The organism is Halalkalicoccus subterraneus (assembly GCF_003697815.1).
Lineage (GTDB): Archaea > Halobacteriota > Halobacteria > Halobacteriales > Halalkalicoccaceae > Halalkalicoccus > Halalkalicoccus subterraneus.
Map to the genome: position 1 here is coordinate 23,312 of NZ_RDQG01000025.1, position 16,618 is coordinate 39,929.

Annotated in this window: 22 protein-coding genes and 1 pseudogene; 14 read left to right on the top strand and 9 right to left on the bottom strand. The window is 65.2% G+C overall.

Going from position 1 to position 16,618, the window contains the following annotated elements; translation table 11 throughout:
* Positions 1-69: 69 nt before the first annotated feature.
* Both EAO80_RS07200 and EAO80_RS07205 read right to left on the bottom strand, forming a co-directional pair.
* Positions 70-327: a hypothetical protein gene (locus tag EAO80_RS07200; RefSeq protein WP_122089247.1), complete on the bottom strand. Its 258-nt coding sequence runs from the start codon at positions 325-327 to the stop codon at positions 70-72.
* Positions 328-349: 22 nt separating this feature from the next.
* Positions 350-589 (bottom strand): hypothetical protein, encoded by a 240-nt coding sequence (locus tag EAO80_RS07205; RefSeq protein WP_122089248.1) that lies wholly within the window; start codon positions 587-589, stop codon positions 350-352.
* 235 nt (positions 590-824) lie between these two features.
* Here EAO80_RS07205 and EAO80_RS07210 point away from each other — a divergent pair, with 235 nt between their 5' ends.
* Together EAO80_RS07210 and EAO80_RS19580 are read left to right on the top strand one after the other, a co-directional pair.
* Positions 825-1,010 (top strand): hypothetical protein, encoded by a 186-nt coding sequence (locus tag EAO80_RS07210; RefSeq protein WP_122089331.1) that lies wholly within the window; start codon positions 825-827, stop codon positions 1,008-1,010.
* Between the two features lie 31 nt (positions 1,011-1,041).
* Positions 1,042-1,212: a hypothetical protein gene (locus tag EAO80_RS19580; protein WP_162993917.1), complete on the top strand. Its 171-nt coding sequence runs from the start codon at positions 1,042-1,044 to the stop codon at positions 1,210-1,212.
* Here EAO80_RS19580 and msrB read toward each other — a convergent pair.
* Positions 1,206-1,607: a peptide-methionine (R)-S-oxide reductase MsrB gene (gene msrB, locus EAO80_RS07215; protein ID WP_122089249.1), complete on the bottom strand. Its 402-nt coding sequence runs from the start codon at positions 1,605-1,607 to the stop codon at positions 1,206-1,208. The two genes, EAO80_RS19580 and msrB, sit on opposite strands and share 7 nt — an antisense overlap.
* Positions 1,608-1,818: 211 nt before the next feature.
* Here msrB and EAO80_RS07220 point away from each other — a divergent pair, with 211 nt between their 5' ends.
* On the top strand, positions 1,819-3,006 hold the full coding sequence (locus tag EAO80_RS07220; RefSeq protein WP_122089250.1) for a sugar phosphate nucleotidyltransferase: 1,188 nt from the start codon (positions 1,819-1,821) through the stop codon (positions 3,004-3,006).
* Positions 3,007-3,008: 2 nt separating this feature from the next.
* Positions 3,009-4,811 (top strand): glutamine--fructose-6-phosphate transaminase (isomerizing), encoded by a 1,803-nt coding sequence (gene glmS / locus EAO80_RS07225; RefSeq protein WP_122089251.1) that lies wholly within the window; start codon positions 3,009-3,011, stop codon positions 4,809-4,811.
* Positions 4,812-4,817: 6 nt separating this feature from the next.
* Here glmS and EAO80_RS07230 read toward each other — a convergent pair whose 3' ends face one another.
* Entirely contained in the window at positions 4,818-5,216 is a 399-nt protein-coding gene (locus tag EAO80_RS07230) for a hypothetical protein (RefSeq protein WP_122089252.1), read from the bottom strand.
* 162 nt (positions 5,217-5,378) lie between these two features.
* On the opposite strand from EAO80_RS07230, the gene EAO80_RS07235 reads away from it, so the two are divergent.
* The 6 genes from EAO80_RS07235 (at position 5,379) to EAO80_RS07255 (ending at position 9,768) form a co-directional block, all read left to right on the top strand.
* Positions 5,379-5,945: a metal-dependent hydrolase gene (locus tag EAO80_RS07235; RefSeq protein WP_122089253.1), complete on the top strand. Its 567-nt coding sequence runs from the start codon at positions 5,379-5,381 to the stop codon at positions 5,943-5,945.
* A 121-nt stretch (positions 5,946-6,066) separates the two neighbouring features.
* Positions 6,067-7,419, top strand: coding sequence for an ethanolamine ammonia-lyase subunit EutB (locus tag EAO80_RS07240; RefSeq protein ID WP_122089254.1), 1,353 nt, complete (start codon positions 6,067-6,069; stop codon positions 7,417-7,419).
* Between the two features lie 2 nt (positions 7,420-7,421).
* Positions 7,422-7,766: an ethanolamine ammonia-lyase light chain EutC gene (locus EAO80_RS20780; RefSeq protein WP_368280518.1), complete on the top strand. Its 345-nt coding sequence runs from the start codon at positions 7,422-7,424 to the stop codon at positions 7,764-7,766.
* Positions 7,652-8,182 (top strand): ethanolamine ammonia-lyase light chain EutC, encoded by a 531-nt coding sequence (locus tag EAO80_RS07245; protein ID WP_368280519.1) that lies wholly within the window; start codon positions 7,652-7,654, stop codon positions 8,180-8,182. Before EAO80_RS20780 ends, EAO80_RS07245 begins: the two co-directional genes overlap by 115 nt.
* Before the next feature lie 6 nt (positions 8,183-8,188).
* Positions 8,189-9,580: an ethanolamine ammonia-lyase reactivating factor EutA gene (locus tag EAO80_RS07250; RefSeq protein WP_122089255.1), complete on the top strand. Its 1,392-nt coding sequence runs from the start codon at positions 8,189-8,191 to the stop codon at positions 9,578-9,580.
* A gap of 53 nt (positions 9,581-9,633) precedes the next feature.
* Positions 9,634-9,768, top strand: a complete 135-nt coding sequence (locus tag EAO80_RS07255) for a transporter (protein WP_122089256.1) — start codon at positions 9,634-9,636, stop codon at positions 9,766-9,768.
* An 8-nt stretch (positions 9,769-9,776) separates the two neighbouring features.
* On the opposite strand, the gene EAO80_RS07260 is transcribed toward EAO80_RS07255, so the two are convergent.
* Together EAO80_RS07260 and EAO80_RS07265 are read right to left on the bottom strand one after the other, a co-directional pair.
* Complete coding sequence (locus tag EAO80_RS07260) at positions 9,777-10,121, bottom strand: hypothetical protein (protein WP_245998509.1); 345 nt, start codon at positions 10,119-10,121, stop codon at positions 9,777-9,779.
* Between the two features lie 79 nt (positions 10,122-10,200).
* Positions 10,201-10,572, bottom strand: coding sequence for a DUF7344 domain-containing protein (locus EAO80_RS07265; RefSeq protein ID WP_122089258.1), 372 nt, complete (start codon positions 10,570-10,572; stop codon positions 10,201-10,203).
* A gap of 92 nt (positions 10,573-10,664) precedes the next feature.
* On the opposite strand from EAO80_RS07265, the gene EAO80_RS07270 reads away from it, so the two are divergent.
* From EAO80_RS07270 to gvpA, 4 genes and pseudogenes are all read left to right on the top strand, one after another.
* Positions 10,665-12,023, top strand: a complete 1,359-nt coding sequence (locus EAO80_RS07270) for a CARDB domain-containing protein (protein ID WP_245998510.1) — start codon at positions 10,665-10,667, stop codon at positions 12,021-12,023.
* Between the two features lie 38 nt (positions 12,024-12,061).
* Positions 12,062-12,772 (top strand): haloacid dehalogenase type II, encoded by a 711-nt coding sequence (locus EAO80_RS07275; RefSeq protein WP_122089259.1) that lies wholly within the window; start codon positions 12,062-12,064, stop codon positions 12,770-12,772.
* A gap of 43 nt (positions 12,773-12,815) precedes the next feature.
* A complete protein-coding gene (locus EAO80_RS07280; RefSeq protein WP_122089260.1) occupies positions 12,816-13,151 on the top strand; it encodes a hypothetical protein in 336 nt (111 codons plus the stop codon).
* 122 nt (positions 13,152-13,273) lie between these two features.
* Positions 13,274-13,533, top strand: a pseudogene (gvpA, locus tag EAO80_RS07285) (gas vesicle protein GvpA).
* Positions 13,534-13,598: 65 nt separating this feature from the next.
* Here the strand turns inward: gvpA and aglF are convergent.
* From aglF to EAO80_RS07300, 3 genes are all read right to left on the bottom strand, one after another.
* Complete coding sequence (gene aglF, locus EAO80_RS07290; protein WP_122089262.1) at positions 13,599-14,333, bottom strand: UTP--glucose-1-phosphate uridylyltransferase AglF; 735 nt, start codon at positions 14,331-14,333, stop codon at positions 13,599-13,601.
* Positions 14,334-14,445: 112 nt separating this feature from the next.
* On the bottom strand, positions 14,446-15,753 hold the full coding sequence (locus tag EAO80_RS07295) for a hydroxyacid-oxoacid transhydrogenase (RefSeq protein WP_122089263.1): 1,308 nt from the start codon (positions 15,751-15,753) through the stop codon (positions 14,446-14,448).
* Positions 15,754-16,551, bottom strand: a complete 798-nt coding sequence (locus EAO80_RS07300; RefSeq protein ID WP_122089264.1) for an N-acyl homoserine lactonase family protein — start codon at positions 16,549-16,551, stop codon at positions 15,754-15,756. It abuts the gene before it with no gap.
* Positions 16,552-16,618: the final 67 nt, after the last annotated feature.

The following is a 16,618-nucleotide window of genomic DNA, read 5'->3' on the forward strand; positions in this document are numbered from 1 at the left end:
GGTCGCAGACGCGGGGGGTTGACGAGAAAAAGCGGCAGGTGATGCGTTTCTATCCCGGTTCGACTCGCCTCAACTGCGCGCGGTCGTATAGAGGACGGGGCCGATGACGATCAGCGCGAGCCCGAACATCTTGTACGGAAGCGGCGAGAGGTTGCTCGGGGCGAGCAAGAACACCACTCCGAAGAGGACGACGTTCAACGAGAGCAGTTTCTTCGAGAGCGCGAACGATCCGAGCACCGCGAGGACGAACACAGCGATCAGCACCTGCCCCAAGTTATAGGCCTGGATAATATCGTCCAAGAGCTGGAGCGGGACGAACTCGATCATGCTACCGGGTACTCGAAGGGATTCAATCTTTAACCTTCCGTTCCGCCTCCTCGGGATCACGTTCGGGACCCTTGAAATCGAGCGGCCGAAGCCAGCCGTACCAGATCACGCCGATCATCATCCCGAACCCGAGCGTCCAGACGATCCGGCCGAGCATCTGCTGGCCCAGCACGACCGAGAGGACGTAGTTCATCACGCCGGGAACGACGACCCCCGTGACCAACACGAGGACGAACGCCGACTTGCCCGAGAGCGTTGCCATGTGCCCGCTAGCGCCCCGAGGCCCCTCAATCGCTCGGTTCGGAGCTCGAAGCCGCCCCCGCCGCGAAATCGGTCGTCACACCCGACCAGCCGTAGGCCCCGTTGGCGACGACACGGCGGACTGAGGGGAGAGACGGTTCAGCATACCGATTCGGTCGATCACCAGTAGGGGGAACGTCCAGAGCGGTCCGAACGAACTCCGAGGGTATATGGCTCCGTCCGACCAACCGCCGTCGATGTCACTTCAGACCCTCCTCGGCTTCTATCGCGCCCATTGGCTGTCGCTAACGCTCGGGCTGGTGATCACGGCGCTGTACCTGACGAGCGCGCTTATCAACGAGGACTACGACTACGCGCTCGCGGGCGTGGTCCTGGTGGTTTTCGGGGTGGGTTGGCTCTGGCGGCGCCACGAGTCGGCGTAGCTGTTTTGTACACCGTTGCAGAAGACGAACCATGCGATCGACAGCGGCGATCAGGGAGCGGATCACGGAGCTGGAATCGTTCTACGACGAACAGGACCCCCCGTCCTCGCCGATGGAGGACGAACAGGAGGCCGTCCTGTTGCGGGCGATCGAGGAACTGGAGTGGGTGCTCGAAGAGCGCGAGGACCCGCCCCGTCACTGAGCGTCCGCGTCGAACTCGAGGGCCGCGGAGTTGATGCAGTAGCGCTCGCCGGTGGGCTCGGGGCCGTCCTCGAAGACGTGACCCAGATGCCCCTCACACTCCGCACAGACGACCTCGACCCGGTTCATCCCGTGGCTGGTGTCCTCGCGGAACTCGACGGCTCCCTCCTCGGCGTCCGAAAAGCTCGGCCAGCCACAGCCGTGCTGGAACTTTTCCTCCGAGGAGAACAGCACGGAGCCACAGCCGCCACATCGGTAGGTACCGTCCTCGAACAGGTCGACGTACTCGCCCGAGAAGGGCCGTTCGGTTCCCGCCTCACGCAGGACGCGGTACTGGTCGTCGCTCAGTTTCTCTCGCCATTCCTCGTCGCCGGTCGGCGTCTCGGACTGTTCCATGGTCGAACTACGGGTCGACGGAGGAAAAACCTGTCCGGGTCAGCCCCTCGTCTGACTCCTGTCGGACGGCCATCGGTGACGATCCGAAACAGAGATACGCCCGCGAAGTCGCCCTGAAACCCGATTTTCGTTGGATAAACCGTCACGGATCGTATCGAACGTGGACTGCGAGATGAAAGACATAAGTGTCAGACCGGCGATTCAGTACTGCATGGACTCGATGTCTGCGGTCGTCCTCGCTGCGGGGGAAGGGGTACGACTGCGCCCGCTGACGCGCCATCGGCCCAAGCCGATGCTACCCGCGGCGAACAAGCCGATTCTCGCGTACGTCTTGGACGGCCTGATCGAGGCCGGCGTCAGCGACATCACGGTCGTCGTCGGCTACGGACGGACCCGCGTGCAGGATCACTTCGGACCCACCTACAGGAACGTTCCGCTGACCTACGTCAGACAGCGAAAACAGCTCGGTTCGGGCCACGCGCTGCTGTCGGTCGAGCAGCGCTTCGAGGACGAGGAGCCGTTCCTGGTCGTCTACGGCGACCAGATCCTCGATTCGGGGATCGTCAGGGCGGTCATGGAGGAGACGACCGGAGACGCCGCGGCGACGATCGGGGTGCTCGATCACAACCGCGTCGAGCACTACGGTGGCGTGATCATGGACGACGGGCGGGCCGTCGAACTCGTCGAGCGCCCGAGCGACGAACGCAAATACCGCCTCAACGCCGGGGTGTACGGCTTCCGTTCGGACATCTTCGAGGCGATCCGGAACGCCGATCCCCGCGAGGGCGAGCACTCGCTGATCGACGCGCTGTCGTGGCTCATCGAGTCAGAGGCCACGGTCCGCGGGACGATCACCGACGGGCTGTGGGTCGACGCGACCTACCCCTGGGACCTGCTCGACGTGATCCGGGACCTGACGGAGGCGGGCCTGCTGGGTGCGAGCCGCGAGGAGCGCATCGACGACAGCGCGAGCGTCCACGAGACGGCGGTCGTCCGCGACCCGGTCGTCATCGGGCCAGACACCGAGGTCGGTCCCGGCGCTGTGCTTGGACCGTACACCAGCCTCGGCGAGAACGTCACCGTCGAGTCGGGGGCGGTCGTCGAGGAGTCGCTGATCGACTCGGACACCCGGGTCGGGCCGAACGCGACGCTCGTCGACTGCATCACCGGACAGGGCGTCTCCATCGGTCCGGCGAGTACGGTCCCCGGCGGGCCCGGCGACGTCCGGATCGGCGACCGGGTCTTCGAGCGCGAGCGACTCGGCGCGGTGATCGCCGACCGGGTGCGGGTCGGCGGCGGGGCGGTGTTCGAGCCCGGAACGATGGTCGGATTCGACGCCACCGTCCGGACGGGCGCGCGGATCGACGGACCGATCGCCGAGGGAACGGAGGTGCGATAACCGTGTGTGGAATCATCGGCTATGCCGGCGGCGGCCGCAACCAGGAGGTCCTCGACGTCCTTCTAACGGGTCTGTCGGGGCTCGAATACCGGGGCTACGACTCGGCAGGGATCGCGCTCGCCGACGAGGCGGTGTCGGTCTACAAACGCGAGGGCGAGCTCGAGAACCTCGAAGCCCTGCTGAAGGAGACGGACGTCCCGAGCACGCCCGTGGGGATCGGCCACACCCGCTGGAGCACGCACGGCCCGCCCTCGGACCGCAACGCCCACCCCCACACCGACGACGGGGCGACCGTCGCGGTCGTCCACAACGGCATCATCGAGAACTACGAACGGCTCCGCGAGGAGCTCTCGGAGCTTGGCTGTACCTTCGAGAGCGACACCGACACCGAGGTCGTCCCGCACCTGATCCGCCACTACGTCGACGAAGGCCTCGACGAGGAGGGCGCCTTCCGCAAGGCGGTCTCGAAACTGGAGGGCAGTTACGCGATCGCGGCCGTCTTCCGGGGATCGGAGACGATCTACGCCACCCGACAGGACTCCCCGCTCGTCCTCGGGCTGGGCGAGGGCGGCAACTACCTCGCGAGCGACGTGCCCGCCTTCATCCAGTACACCGACCGGGTGATCTACCTCGAGGACGGCCAGTTCGCCGTGCTCACCGACGACGAGATCACCGTCACCGACGGCGACGGGCAGGTGCTCGAACCGCCGGTCAAGCGGATCGAGTGGGACGCGGAGGACGCCGGCAAGAGTGGCTACGACCACTACATGCTCAAGGAGATCAACGAGCAGCCCCGCTCGCTGCGCCAGTGTCTCCGGGGGCGGGTCGACGAGCTCGAAGGTGACGTCACCACCGAGGAGCTCGACGAACTGCCCGAACCGGCCCGGGTGCAGTTCGTCGCCTGCGGGACCTCCTATCACGCCGCGCTGTATGGCGAACTCACCCTTCGAGAGCGGGGCGTCAAGGCCCAGACGTTCATGGCCAGCGAGTACGACCGCGCGTCGGTCCCCATCGACGACGAGACGCTCGTCATCGGCGTCACCCAGAGCGGCGAGACTGCCGATACCCTGCGGGCGCTCAGACAGGCCGAACGGGCGGGAGCGACGACGCTCGCGGTGACCAACGTCGTCGGCTCCTCGGCCTCCCGGGAGTGCGATTACACGATGTACATCCGGGCGGGCCCCGAGATCGGGGTCGCGGCGACGAAGACGTTCGCGAGCCAGCAGACAGCCCTGACGCTGCTCGCGGACGCCATCCGGGACGCCGAGCACCGTGAACTGCTGGGCGCGTTGCGTGACCTCCCCGATCACGTCCAGTCGATCCTCGACGGGTCGAACGCCCGCGAGATCGCCGCCGAGTACGAAAACGCCGGGGCGTACTTCTTCATCGGCCGGGGTTACAACTACCCGGTCGCGCTCGAAGGTGCGCTGAAGATGAAGGAGATCACCTACAAACACGCCGAGGGGTTCGCGGCGGGCGAGCTCAAACACGGTCCGCTGGCCTTGGTGACGGAGGAAACCCCGATCTTCGCCGTGGTGACCGGCGACGACGAACGGGCGACGAAAACCATCGGCAACGTCAAGGAAGTCGAGGCCCGCGGCGCGCCCGTCGTCGCCGTCACCGACGGCCAGTCGGACGTCGAGCGCTACGCGGATCACGTCCTCTCGGTGCCCGAAACCCACGACAGGGTGGGCCCGATCCTCGCGAACGTCCAGCTCCAGCTGGTGTCCTATTGGCTCGCGAACCGCCTCGACCGCTCGATCGACAAACCGCGCAACCTCGCGAAGAGCGTCACCGTCGAGTAGCCCGATTCAGTCGCGTCGTGTATCGTTCTTCGAAGGCCACCCGAACAGCGCGAGCACCACGTAGCATACGCCAATAACGCGCGTCGCCGGAACGACCCAGGGCTTCCACTCGGGGCGTCCGTCCTCGTAGATCAGCGGCGTCCAGTACTCCAGATACCCGTCGGGCGAGAGCGCGGCCATCAACCCGTACCAGCCGAGCGCAGCCCGAATCGGACCCGAGAACGCCCGTGGTTTGGCGAGCACCGCGAGAAAGAGCAGTCCTTCGAGGCGGGCGACGGGAATCACCCAGCGTTTGAGCGAACAGTCCTCGGGGTTTTCGAGGGCGTATCCCTCCCAGAACTCGATGAACCGACGGGGAACGAGCAGTTCGACGAGGCCGAAGACCGCGAGCAGTCGTTTTATCATGTGAACTACTACCACATGAGATGACAAGAAGCCACGCCCGTTTCTCGCCGTCTGGAAGGGTCCCGTAGAAACTATCGACACTACATCCCCGGAATTTTCGTTCCGTTCGTAGTAATTATCACACCAGCAACACTAAACGCACGGGGTGGGTAGACCGCGCCGATGTGGCCGTGGGAACACGCGGCGTTCGCGTACGTCTGTTATTCGGCGCTGACGCGCCGGCGGCTCGATGCCCCACCCGGTGGCGTCGCGACGCTCTTGGTAGTGTTCGCGAGTCAGTTGCCCGACCTGATCGACAAGCCACTGGCGTGGTCCTTCGGGGTGGTCCACTCGGGACGGATGCTCGCACACGCTCCGATCGTGGTGGTGCCGCTGTGTCTCGGCGTCTACTGGTACGCCGCGCGTCGAGAAAGGGCGGAGTGCGGCGTCGCCTTCGGGTTGGGGTATCTCTCACATATCGCAACCGACGCACTCCAGTCGCTTCTCGTCGGCGAGTACGCCTACGTGCGATTCTTGCTCTGGCCGCTGCTTTCGGTCCCGGTCGACTCGCAATCAGGCGTCTTTGCCGAGTTGGGCGGGTTCAGTCTCACCCCCTCGCCGGCGCTCGTCGTCTCGGCGTTCGTGGGACTGGCGGTCGCCGGCCTGTGGATCAGGGACGGAACGCCCGGAACCGACGTGCTCTACCGGGGCCTTCGAGCGCTCGCTAGGGTGGTGGGCGGACAGTCGTAAGGACAGACACACGTAGTTCCGGTGGAGATCAGCCCGAACAACCCAACTCCGGTTGTCGTACGACAACCTTGTTTTGTTAACAGTCAACAAGGTTAAGCTATCCAGCGGGGCTAGAGGGGATATGGCGACTGTTTCAGGGTTCGAGGAGGAGTACGATTCCCTCCGGGCGCTGCTGGCGAAGGCCAACGAGCGAAAGACGGGCGACGAACTGGCGGGGATCGCGGCCGACTCCGACGCCGAGCGGGTCGCGGCCAAAAAGACGCTCAGCCGCGTGACGCTTCGCGAACTCCGGGAGAACCCGGTCGTCCCCTACGAGGAGGACGAGGTGACGCGGGTGATCCAGGACGCCGTCCGCGAGCCGATTTATGAACGAATCGCCGAGTGGTCCGTCGCCGATTTCCGGGAGTTCCTCGTCGACTCCTCGACGACCGACCGCGAGATCCGGGCGATTCGCGAGGGACTGACCAGCGAGATGATCGCTGCGGTGACGAAGCTCATGTCGAACATGGACCTGGCGCTCGTCTCCTCGCGGATGACGATCACCGCACGCTGTAACACCACCATCGGTGAGCCCGGCACCCTCTCGTTCAGGTTGCAGCCCAACGACCCCGCCGATAATATCGAGAACGTCCTCGATTCGACCCGCGAGGGGCTCTCGTACGGGGCGGGCGATGCGGTGATCGGGATCAACCCCGTCGTCGACAGCGCGGAGAACACGGCGGCGATCCTCGAAGCGACCCACGGGTTCATCGAGGAGTGGGAGATACCGACGCAGAACTGCTGTCTCTCGCACGTCACTACGCAGATGGAGGCGGTCCGGGAGGGCGCGCCCGCAGACATGCTGTTCCAGAGCCTCGCGGGCACCGAGGCCGGAAACGACGAATTCGGAGTCAGCGTCGACCTGCTCGACGAGGCCGACGAACTGGCCCACCGGCGCTGTAGCTCCGCGGGACCGAACGTCTGGTACTTCGAAACGGGCCAGGGCGCGGAGCTATCGGGCGACGCCCACGAGGGGGTCGATCAGGTCACGCTCGAATCGCGCTGTTACGGGCTCGCGAAGCGCTACGATCCGTTCTTGCTCAACACGGTGGTGGGCTTCATCGGTCCCGAGTACCTCTACGACGGCCACCAGGTCATTCGGGCAGGGTTGGAGGACGTCTTCATGGGCAAGTTGCATGGAATCCCGATGGGGATCGACGCCTGCTACACCAACCACATGGAGGCCGACCAGAACGACGTCGAGACGCTGGCGATCACGCTCGCGGCGGCCGGCTCGAACTACTTCATCACCGTTCCGATGGGCGACGACGTGATGCTCAACTACCAGTCCAACAGCTACCACGATGCGGCGACGCTCCGCGAGCTGTTCGACCGCGAGCCCATCGAGCCCTTCGGCGAGTGGCTCGACGAGATGGGGATCACGGAGAACGGGCGACTGACCGAGCGAGCCGGCGATCCGACGGTGTTCGCGTGAACATGAGCGACGATCATGAGGAAGACCGGATCGACGGGCCGCAGGATGCTGGCCTGCTTGAACGGATCACGGATCGGAACCCATCGCGTCTGGGGGTCGGGCGGGCCGGATCGCGCCCGCGAACCGACACGCTGCTCGAGTTCCGCGCCGATCACGGGATCGCCCGTGACGCGGTGCTCACCACGTCGATCCGTCGTTCGCCGAGGAGCACGGCATGGTGGCGATCAGCACGCTGGTCAGGGACAAAGAGGAGTTCCTCGCGAACCCGGATCGGGGCCGGGAGATCTCCGAAGAAACCGCCGACCGGCTCCGCGAGGAGTGCGAGGTCGGCCCGCAGGTCCAGTTGATCGTCGCCGACGGACTGAGTTCGACGGCCGTCGAGCGAAACGTTCCCGAGCTGTTGCCCGTCCTGCTCGACGGGCTGGCCGATCGCGACCTGCGGGTCGGCACCCCCGTGTTCGTCGAGTATGGCCGCGTTGACGCCATGGACGCGATCGGCGAGGAGCTCGACGCGGACTGTTGTGTGATCCTCATCGGCGAGCGCCCCGGGCTCGCGAGCGCCGAGAGCCTGAGCGCATACTCGGTCTACGGACCCGAACGCGGGGGGCCGACGGCGAAGAAGTCCGTGATCTCGAACATCCATGAAGGAGGGCTGCCGCCGATCGAGGCCGGGGCCCAGCTCGTCGGCCTGATCGCGGAGATGTGTGAGCGCGAACGCAGCGGGATCGACCTGCGCGAAGACGACCGGGAGTTCGTCGCCTGAGTCGCGATGAGTGAACACCGGCTGACGAGCGTCGGGATCGACGTCGGCACCACGACGACGCAGGTCGTCGTGAGCGAACTGGAGGTTCGAACCCCCGCTGGTGAGGGGAAACTGGAGATCGTCTCATGCGAGATCAGGTATCGCGGGGCGATCCACGAGACGCCGCTTTCGGACTCGGAGACGGTCGATATCGACGCGGTCGCGGGGATCGTCGAGGGGGAATTCGCCGCTGCGGGGGTCGAGCGAAGCGGGATCGACACCGGGGCGGTGATCGTCACCGGCGAAACCGCCCGAACGGAGAACGCAGAACCGCTGGTCCACCGGATCGCGAGCGAGGGCGGCGAGTTCGTCGCGGCGGCGGCCGGACCCGCCCTCGAGGCGATCCTCGCGGGCCGGGGGTCGGGGGCGGCGACGCGGGCGAGAGAGCACGGGGAGGTCGTCGCGAACGCCGATGTCGGTGGCGGGACGACCAACATCGCGCTGTTCGATCCCGAGGGCGTACTCGATACGCGCTGTCTCGACGTCGGCGGGCGGCTCGTCCGGTTCGATTCGGTGGGGGCGATCGCGAGCGTTTCGGAGCCTATACGGGAACTGGCCGACGGTCTGGGGATCGCGCTCGAACTCGGTCAGGAGCCCTCAGCGAAGGACCTCGACCGGCTGACGGACGCGATGGCAGACTACGTGCTCGATGCGGTGACCGGCCCGCCGTTTAGCGATCGAACCGAATCGCTCTCGATCGGAGCACTTCCGACGGACCCCGTGAGAATCGACGCGGTCGCCTTCACCGGCGGCGTGGGCCGGCTCGTCCGCTCCGAGCCCGTCTCACCGACCGAATACGGCGACATCGGGCCGACGCTCGCGGCGTCGATCCGCGAGCGGGCGGCCGAAGCTCCGGTGGTCGACCTCGAAGAGACGATCCGGGCGACCGTCATCGGGGCGGGGACGCGAACGACTGAACTCAGCGGCCGAACCGTCGATATCGACGCGTCGGTGCTCCCGCTTCGGAACCTCCCGGTCGTGAGCGTCGCCGAGCTGGGGGAAAATCCCGAGAATCGGCTTCGAGCCGTCCGCACGGAGGCAACGGAACGCTACGGGTCCGACCCGGTCGTGCTCGCGATAGAGGACGTCGGCTCGCTCACGTACGACCGGCTCACCGAGGTCGCGGCGGCGATCGCCCGCGCGTGGATCGACGAGGCCGGCGAGACCGACCCGGTCTGCGTACTCACCCGACAGAACTGCGCGAAGGCGCTCGGACAGGCGTTGGGACGCCGGTGTGAGGGACGGGCGCTCGTCGTCATCGACGAGGTCGGCGCTACTGAGGGAGAGTACCTCGATATCGGCCGGCCGGTAGACGGGAGCGAGACCGTCCCCGTCGTGGTGAAGACGCTCGCGTTCTGAGAGAGCCCCTTGCAGGGGGCAGTTATTAGTATCGTGGCGAGCCATGGCAGGACATGGTTCGAGTCTCCTCGATCGTGATGCTCGTCGGCGTCGCACTGTTGTTCGTCCCGATCCCGCCGATCGCGACGATCGCCGGCGTGCTCGTAATCCTCGCGGGCGCGCTGTTGCGGGTGTTGGCCGGCAAGTAACGCCGGCGCTACACCGTCGAGGTGCTGTAATCAAGGTCGACCGGCCCGTCCCGGATCGTCACGTCCAGGCCCTCGATCCCCTCGAGGTCGACCTCGTGACCACAGGGGGTAAACCGGACGGCGACGCGATAATCCCGGAGGACCGAACGCCGACAGCCTTCGCTTTCGTACTCGGTCGCATCGACCGGGGGCGGGCCGACGATCGCCTCGCAGACCGCCGCATTCTCGCAGTGCGGACAGCGCTCGATGCCCGACAGTCGTGTCTCGATCCGTGGGCGCTCGCGCTCGGCAACGGCTCCCGAGAGTTCGTGGCTCAGACGGTTCAGGTTCACTATCAACCCGTATACGCTCATCGTACATAGTATAGTGAAGTGACACTATATAATTATACCTAAAACGACAGGTATATTATGTGACTGATGGTTCGATCGCTCAGTAAAAGACGCCCTGATCGCTGCGCTTGATTTTCGGGGGTTTCAGGTGGGTGAGAGCGCCGCCGGTGATAGCGCGGCGGACGCGGTCGGCGAAACCGGCGCGTTCCTCGTCGAGACAGGCGAGTTTCGAGTCCGAGTCGTACTCGATGGCCCGACAGTCCGCCAGGACCGGGAGGTCGCGATTCGAGAGTGCGTCTTCGGTCGCTTCGAGTGCACAGCCGACTCGTGGGCCGACGTAGTCGGCCAGTTCCCGAACGTCCGCAGGATATCGACACGTCCGAAGGTATCTGAGCGCGTACCACCGCCGTCTGTTCGCTTGCTGTCCGACGGAACGGAGGTTCACGTCGGTGCTGAGAGCAGGTATCGACATATGCAGATAATGTACGTCCAACTACACATAGTACTACCTCTCATGTGCAAGTGTGTTAAATAGCATCGGATCCCATATTTCGAAACGGGGACGTGGATACCGATCGTAACGGGGCCCGAACAGGGGAAGAGAGAGACGGGCGGCATGAGTCCCGAGGTGGTTCCTCGGGAATCGACAGCGACCGGAGGCGGTTCATTCGACTCGGCGGCGCGACCGCGGTCGCGCTGGCCGGCTGTACCGACGCCGGCTCCGAGCCCAACGCGACCGTCGGCGGTCCGGCGATCACGATACGCGAGGCGACAGTCAGCGACGAGTCGATCACCACCGACGACGAGCTCGAAATCGTCGGCACGCTCGAAAACGACGGTGACGAGCGGGGGACCTACCACGTGGAACTCCGGGTCGACGACGTGATCGTCGAGACGGAGGCGGTGAGCGTCGACCCGGGTGCGCGCGATCAGGTGACGTTTTCCGGGTCGTTCAGTTCGCCCGGCGAGTACGAGGTCCGGTTGAACGACGTGCACGCGGGCACCGTCGAGGTCGAACTGCCGCCTCCGGAGTTCGAGCTGGTCGGGACCACGGTCGAGGAGACGCGAGTCGCCGTCGGCGAGGCGGTGGCGGTCGAGGCGACCGTCGCGAACGTCGGCGGCCGAGAGGGATCGATCACGATCGAGCTCCAGGTGGACGGGCGGCCCAACGACACCGAGGAGCTGACGATCGCGGCGGGGGCGGAGGAATCCGTCCGGTTCACCCCCACCTTCGAGTCGCCGGGCAGCTACGACCTCGCGATCAACGGGATCGCGGTCGACACCGTGGTCGTCGATCGACCGGCGGCCTTCGAGATCGTCGGGACCGAACTGGAATTGGAGACGGTCGCCGTCGGCGAGACGGTCGCGGTCCGCGCGCACATCGAGAACGTCGGCGGGCGGACCGGGACGGTGACGGCGACGCTCCGGGCGGACGGAGAGACGGTCGACACCCGCGAGGGACCGATCGAGCCCGGCGAGGTCGTTCCGGCACGGTTCTCGGTCGGTTTCGACGACCGGGGCGCCCGAACGCTTCGCGTCGTCGCCACGGGCCGGGATCCGGCCGCCGGTCCCGGCGGCAACGACGACGCGCGCGTGGGGCGGCTCTACGTGCTCGGTTGCTCGACGGTCGTCAGCGAGACGGTCACGGTCGGGAACCGCTCCTCGCAGACCTACGAGTTCGACCTGAACGCGCGCGCCGAGGTGACGGTCGCGACGGCGACGCGGTCGGGCGTCGATCCGACGCTCAGCGTCGTCGGTCCTCCGGGGGCGATGGTTGAGGGCGTGAGCGGCGGCGAGATCCGGCGGTCGGTCACGATCCCGCAGAGTGGCCGGTACGAGATCCGCCTCGGAAACGATTCGTACCTCCCGTGGCAGGACGGGCGGTGGGCGATCGAGATCGAGGTCTGTACGTGGGCGGACTAACCGAAGCAGCCTTGGTCGGAGACTGCACCTACTGAGAGATGGGACCGATCCCCACGGAGACGCTCGAAGAAGAGACGACGGTGCTCGCGTTCGACCTCTGGGATACGCTGCTCGACCGCGAATCGACGCTCGTTCCGGCACTGGGCGAACTCCTCGACGCACACGACAGCGACTACGAACCGAGGGTCCTCCTGCGGCGGTATCTGGCGATGCATTTCCGCGATTCGATGATCGACTCGCTGATCCCCGGTCCGCACACCCCGTTCAAGGAGATCAGCCGGCGTGCCCTCGCCTATCGCCTCGAAGGGCTCGGACTGGACGTCTCCGATGGCGAGGTGCGTGCGGTCATCCGGCAGTGGAAGGAACTCCAGCCGTATCCCGACGTCGACGGGGCGCTCGCCCGTCTCGGTGAACGGTACACGCTGGTCGGGCTCTCGAACGGCGATCCGGACATGCTCGAAGCGGTGCGACCGAACTTCGAAACCGATCTCGACGGCGTCATCTCAGTGGCCGAGGCCGGCGCCTACAAACCACACCGTGCGTCGTACGACCTCTGCTGTCAGCGCTTCGACGCGGCGCCACACGAGGTCCTGTTCGTGACGGCACACACCTTCGACCTCGTGGGGGCGAAAGCGATCGGGATGCGCGGGGCGTTCCTCAACCGCCACGAGAACCCGTTCGGCGGCTGGATCCACCGGCCGGACCTCGTCGTCGATGACACGGACGGACTGGCCGACGCGCTGTGTTGAGCTCGTCCGCGACGTTTTACCCGTCGGTGTTCTACGGACGGGGATGGCCGATCCGATAGCGATACTCACCGATGTGCAACCGCAAGACCGCGTTCAGCTGACGCTGTTGAACGGCGAGCGGATCGACGGTGTCGCCCACCCGGTCGACGTCGAGCCTGAACGCCGACTGCGAATCGAACTCCGGACCGGGGACGAGGATCACGCGATCCGGTACGACGTCCGCTCCACGACCGACGACGGGGACTGGGCGACGCCGACCGCCAGACGCTACGACGTGAAACACGACGAGGGCGAATGGATCGTGATGGGAGACGTGAAAGAAGCGACCGTGCTCGAACACGCGAGCGATCGGGAGGAGCGGTCGAACGAGCACCTCTAAGACAGTCTCCGCGGTTCAGCGATACAATCTGTCTCGCCGGCTCACTGAAGCACTCGAAGCTTGCGGGGTCATGGTATGTAGTGACTACCACTGGGCGCGTACGAGCAAATACGTGAACAGGCATGAGCCAATCGAGACCACAAGCGTCTAGCCTCGCGGAAGTCCTCGACCGAATTCTCGATAAGGGTGTCGTCATCGACATCTGGATCCGCGTCTCGCTTGTCGGGATCGAGATCCTCACCATCGAGGCCCGCGTCGTGATCGCGTCCGTCGATACCTTCCTGCACTACGCGAGGGAGATCTCGAAGATCGAACAGGCCGAGGAAGAAGGGACTTAGACGCCCTCGACGACATCGAAATCAGATCGCAAACGTCCCAGTAAGCTACCGACCGCTTCGGTCACGGTGTTCTCCGCTCCTTTCGTCGAAAACAGTCCTCCGGCGCGTTTCAGTCGTTCTGAGCGACCGTTTTGGCCTCCTGGAGGCGCTTTTCGGCCTCGTCGCGGTCCTCCGGGTAGCCCACGTCGATCCGCCAGCCGTCCAGCCCGATCGCGTCGATCGTTCTCCCGGAGCGGATGAGGAGGTCGATCGCCTCGCTGATCTCGTATTCGCCCCGGTTCGAGGGCTGAACGAGCTGGCAGGCGTGGAAGATCGCCGGCGAAAAGGTGTAAAAGCCGGTCATCACCAGATTGGTCGGCGGGTCCTCGGGCTTCTCGATCACTTCCGTGATCTCCCCGAAGTCGTTCGTATCACAGACCCCGTATCGCGAGGCCTCTTCGTACGGGACTTCCTCGACGAGGAACGCCGCGTCGGTGCGCTCTTCTTGCTGTCGGCGGACGACGTCGGCGAGGTTCGCGTTGAAGATGTTGTCACCGAGCATCAGCATGAAGTCGTCGTCGATGTGCTCTTCGACGCTCAACAGGGCGTGGGCCAGCCCCAGCTGCTCGCGCTGGTGTGTGTAGGTGATCGGGATGTCACGATAGGAGTCACCGAAGTGCTCGATGATGTGTTCTTTCATGTACCCGACCACGACCACGAACTCCTCGGCGCCGAGTTCGGCCAACCGGTCGAAACAGTGGGCGACCAACGGTTTGCCGTCGACCTCGACCATCGCTTTGGGTTTGTCCTCGGTCAGCGGTCGCAGTCTCGTCCCCTTTCCTGCAGCCAGCACTACGGCTTTCATGATATTGACAGTCGCTATCCAATCTTTAAATAATTTGTGTCTCAATAGATTGTACGAACTGCCGGAAGGTTATTTTAGACGGAGCGTCCCCCGCGAACAGCGGCCGGTACTCCTATTCCCAGTTGTAGAGGGCGTCCCGGAAGATCGCCTCGACGTCCTCCTTTTCGACGGGGCGGGGATTGCAGCGAAGCAGGCGCTGTTGGGTTTCGACGGTCTGGGTCGCGAGCCAGTCGAGATCGCTCTCGTCGATTCCGGCCAGCTCTGCGAGGCCACTCGGGAGGACGTTCAGGTCGCGCTGGAGCCGAACGTACTCTCCCTTCAGACGGTCGGCGGCCTCACGAGTGTTCAGCCCCGTGGTGTCGACGCCGAACATGCGCGCGAGTTCGACGAAACGCTCGGGGTCGCTCGCGGCGTTATAATCAAGGGTACTCGCCGGGGTGAGCACCGCGATCGTCTCGCCGTGATAGGTGTGATATCGGTTACCGACCGGGTAGGCCATCGCGTGACAGAGGCTCGCGCCGGCGGTAAGTCCGGAGATCGCGCCCATCAGCGCGCCCTGAAGCATGTTCTCGCGAGCCTCGAGGTCGTCGCCGTTGTGGACCGCCCGGCGAACATTGGACGAGAGGAGTTCGATCGCCTTCTCGCTGAACATCTCCGTGACGGGAGTACGTCCGGCATAGACGGGCCGGCTCGTGGGGTCTTCGGCCCGAAGCAGGCTGTCGTACGAGTGGGTCGTGTAGCCCTCGATGGCGTGGCCAAGCGCGTCCATCGCGGTTTTGGCGGTCTGCTCGGGCGGGAGCGTCGTCGTCAGCGTCGGATCCAGCACGGCGGCGTCGGCCCGGATGTGATCGCTCGAGATCCCCTCCTTGACCTCCTTTTCCTCGACGGAGAAGATGGCGACGGGCGAGATCTCCGCGCCCGTGCCCGCCGTGGTCGGCATGAGCACCAGTGGCGGGCCTGACTCGGTGATCGACTCGCCGCTACCCGTGGGCTCGGCGATGTAATCGAGCACCTCGCCGCCGTTCGCGATTACCGTCCGGGCGGCTTTCGCGGTGTCCATGCAACTACCCCCGCCGAGGCCGACGTAGAAGTCATAGCCCGCCTCGCCGCGCTCGTCGCGGATGAAGGAGAGACACTCGTCGACGTCCTCGGTCGAGGGCTCGCGCGCGGAGCCGTCGTAGACGTCGACCTCGTAGGCGTCGAGTTGCTCGCGCACTCGGTCGGCGTGACCCAACGAAACGAGGGTCTCGTCGGTGACGAGTAGGCCGTGAGCGCCGGGTTCGACGCCGAGATCGGCGAACTGGAAGTCGAGTTCCTCGACGGCGTCGCGTCCGAACCGGATTCGAGGCATCTCGAGTTCCCAGACCGTCTCGGGGGTCTGGGTGTGGTCGGGCGCCGAGACGGAACGTTCGTAGCCCACTCAGTCCCACCCCGAGAGCGACTCGTACTGCTCGGAATCGTGCCCGTAGACGACCTCGGCGTCGTGGCGTCGTTCGAGCTCCTTGATCTCCTGGAGGGTCTCGAACCAGTGGCGGTGGCTCCAGAGCAGACCCGCCCCGAGGGGGACTCCGTCCTCGTAGTTTTCTGCTCTATATATCTCGTCGCCGGCGAATATCAGCGACCGGTCCTCGAGGTGGATCATCGTTCCAGTCAGACCGGGCGTGTGACCCGGGAAACGGATGAATTCGACGTCCTCGAAGTGCGTCTCGTGGTCCCGATGGAGCACCTCCCAGTTGAGGTCGTGGTCGAAGTCCTCGAGGATGTAGGCGGCGCTTCCCTGCTCGGTCTTCGCGCTGTAGTAGGCGAACTTGATCTCCTCTTCGTGGACGAACACCGGCACGTCCGTCCCGTCGAAGTGGTGAAGACCGCCGGCGTGATCCAGATGGAGATGCGTCTGGAAGACGTAGTCGATGTCGTCGAGTCCATAGCCGGCGCTCTCTAGATCGCTTTCGAGGTCGTGTTCGTCGGCGTCGTGGGGGTAAAAGGCCTGTTTCAGCCCCTCGGGCCAGTGGCCGTCGAGGGCGTCCTCGTGGTTGCCGGTGTCCCAGAGGATCGTCCCCTCAGGGTGGTCGATCACGAGGTTGTACACGGGAATCTCCGTGTACTCGGTCTCGGGGTTCGGCTCGTCATGGGTGCCGAGCGTGTGGCCCTCGAGCATGTAGTTCTGATCGCACAGCAACCCGCCCCGATGGATCACGTCGATGGTTGCATCAACCATATCGAACGGTCGTTCAGGTCCTCCATCAATCTATGCATACGACGTGTCGGTGACACCTCCCACGGCC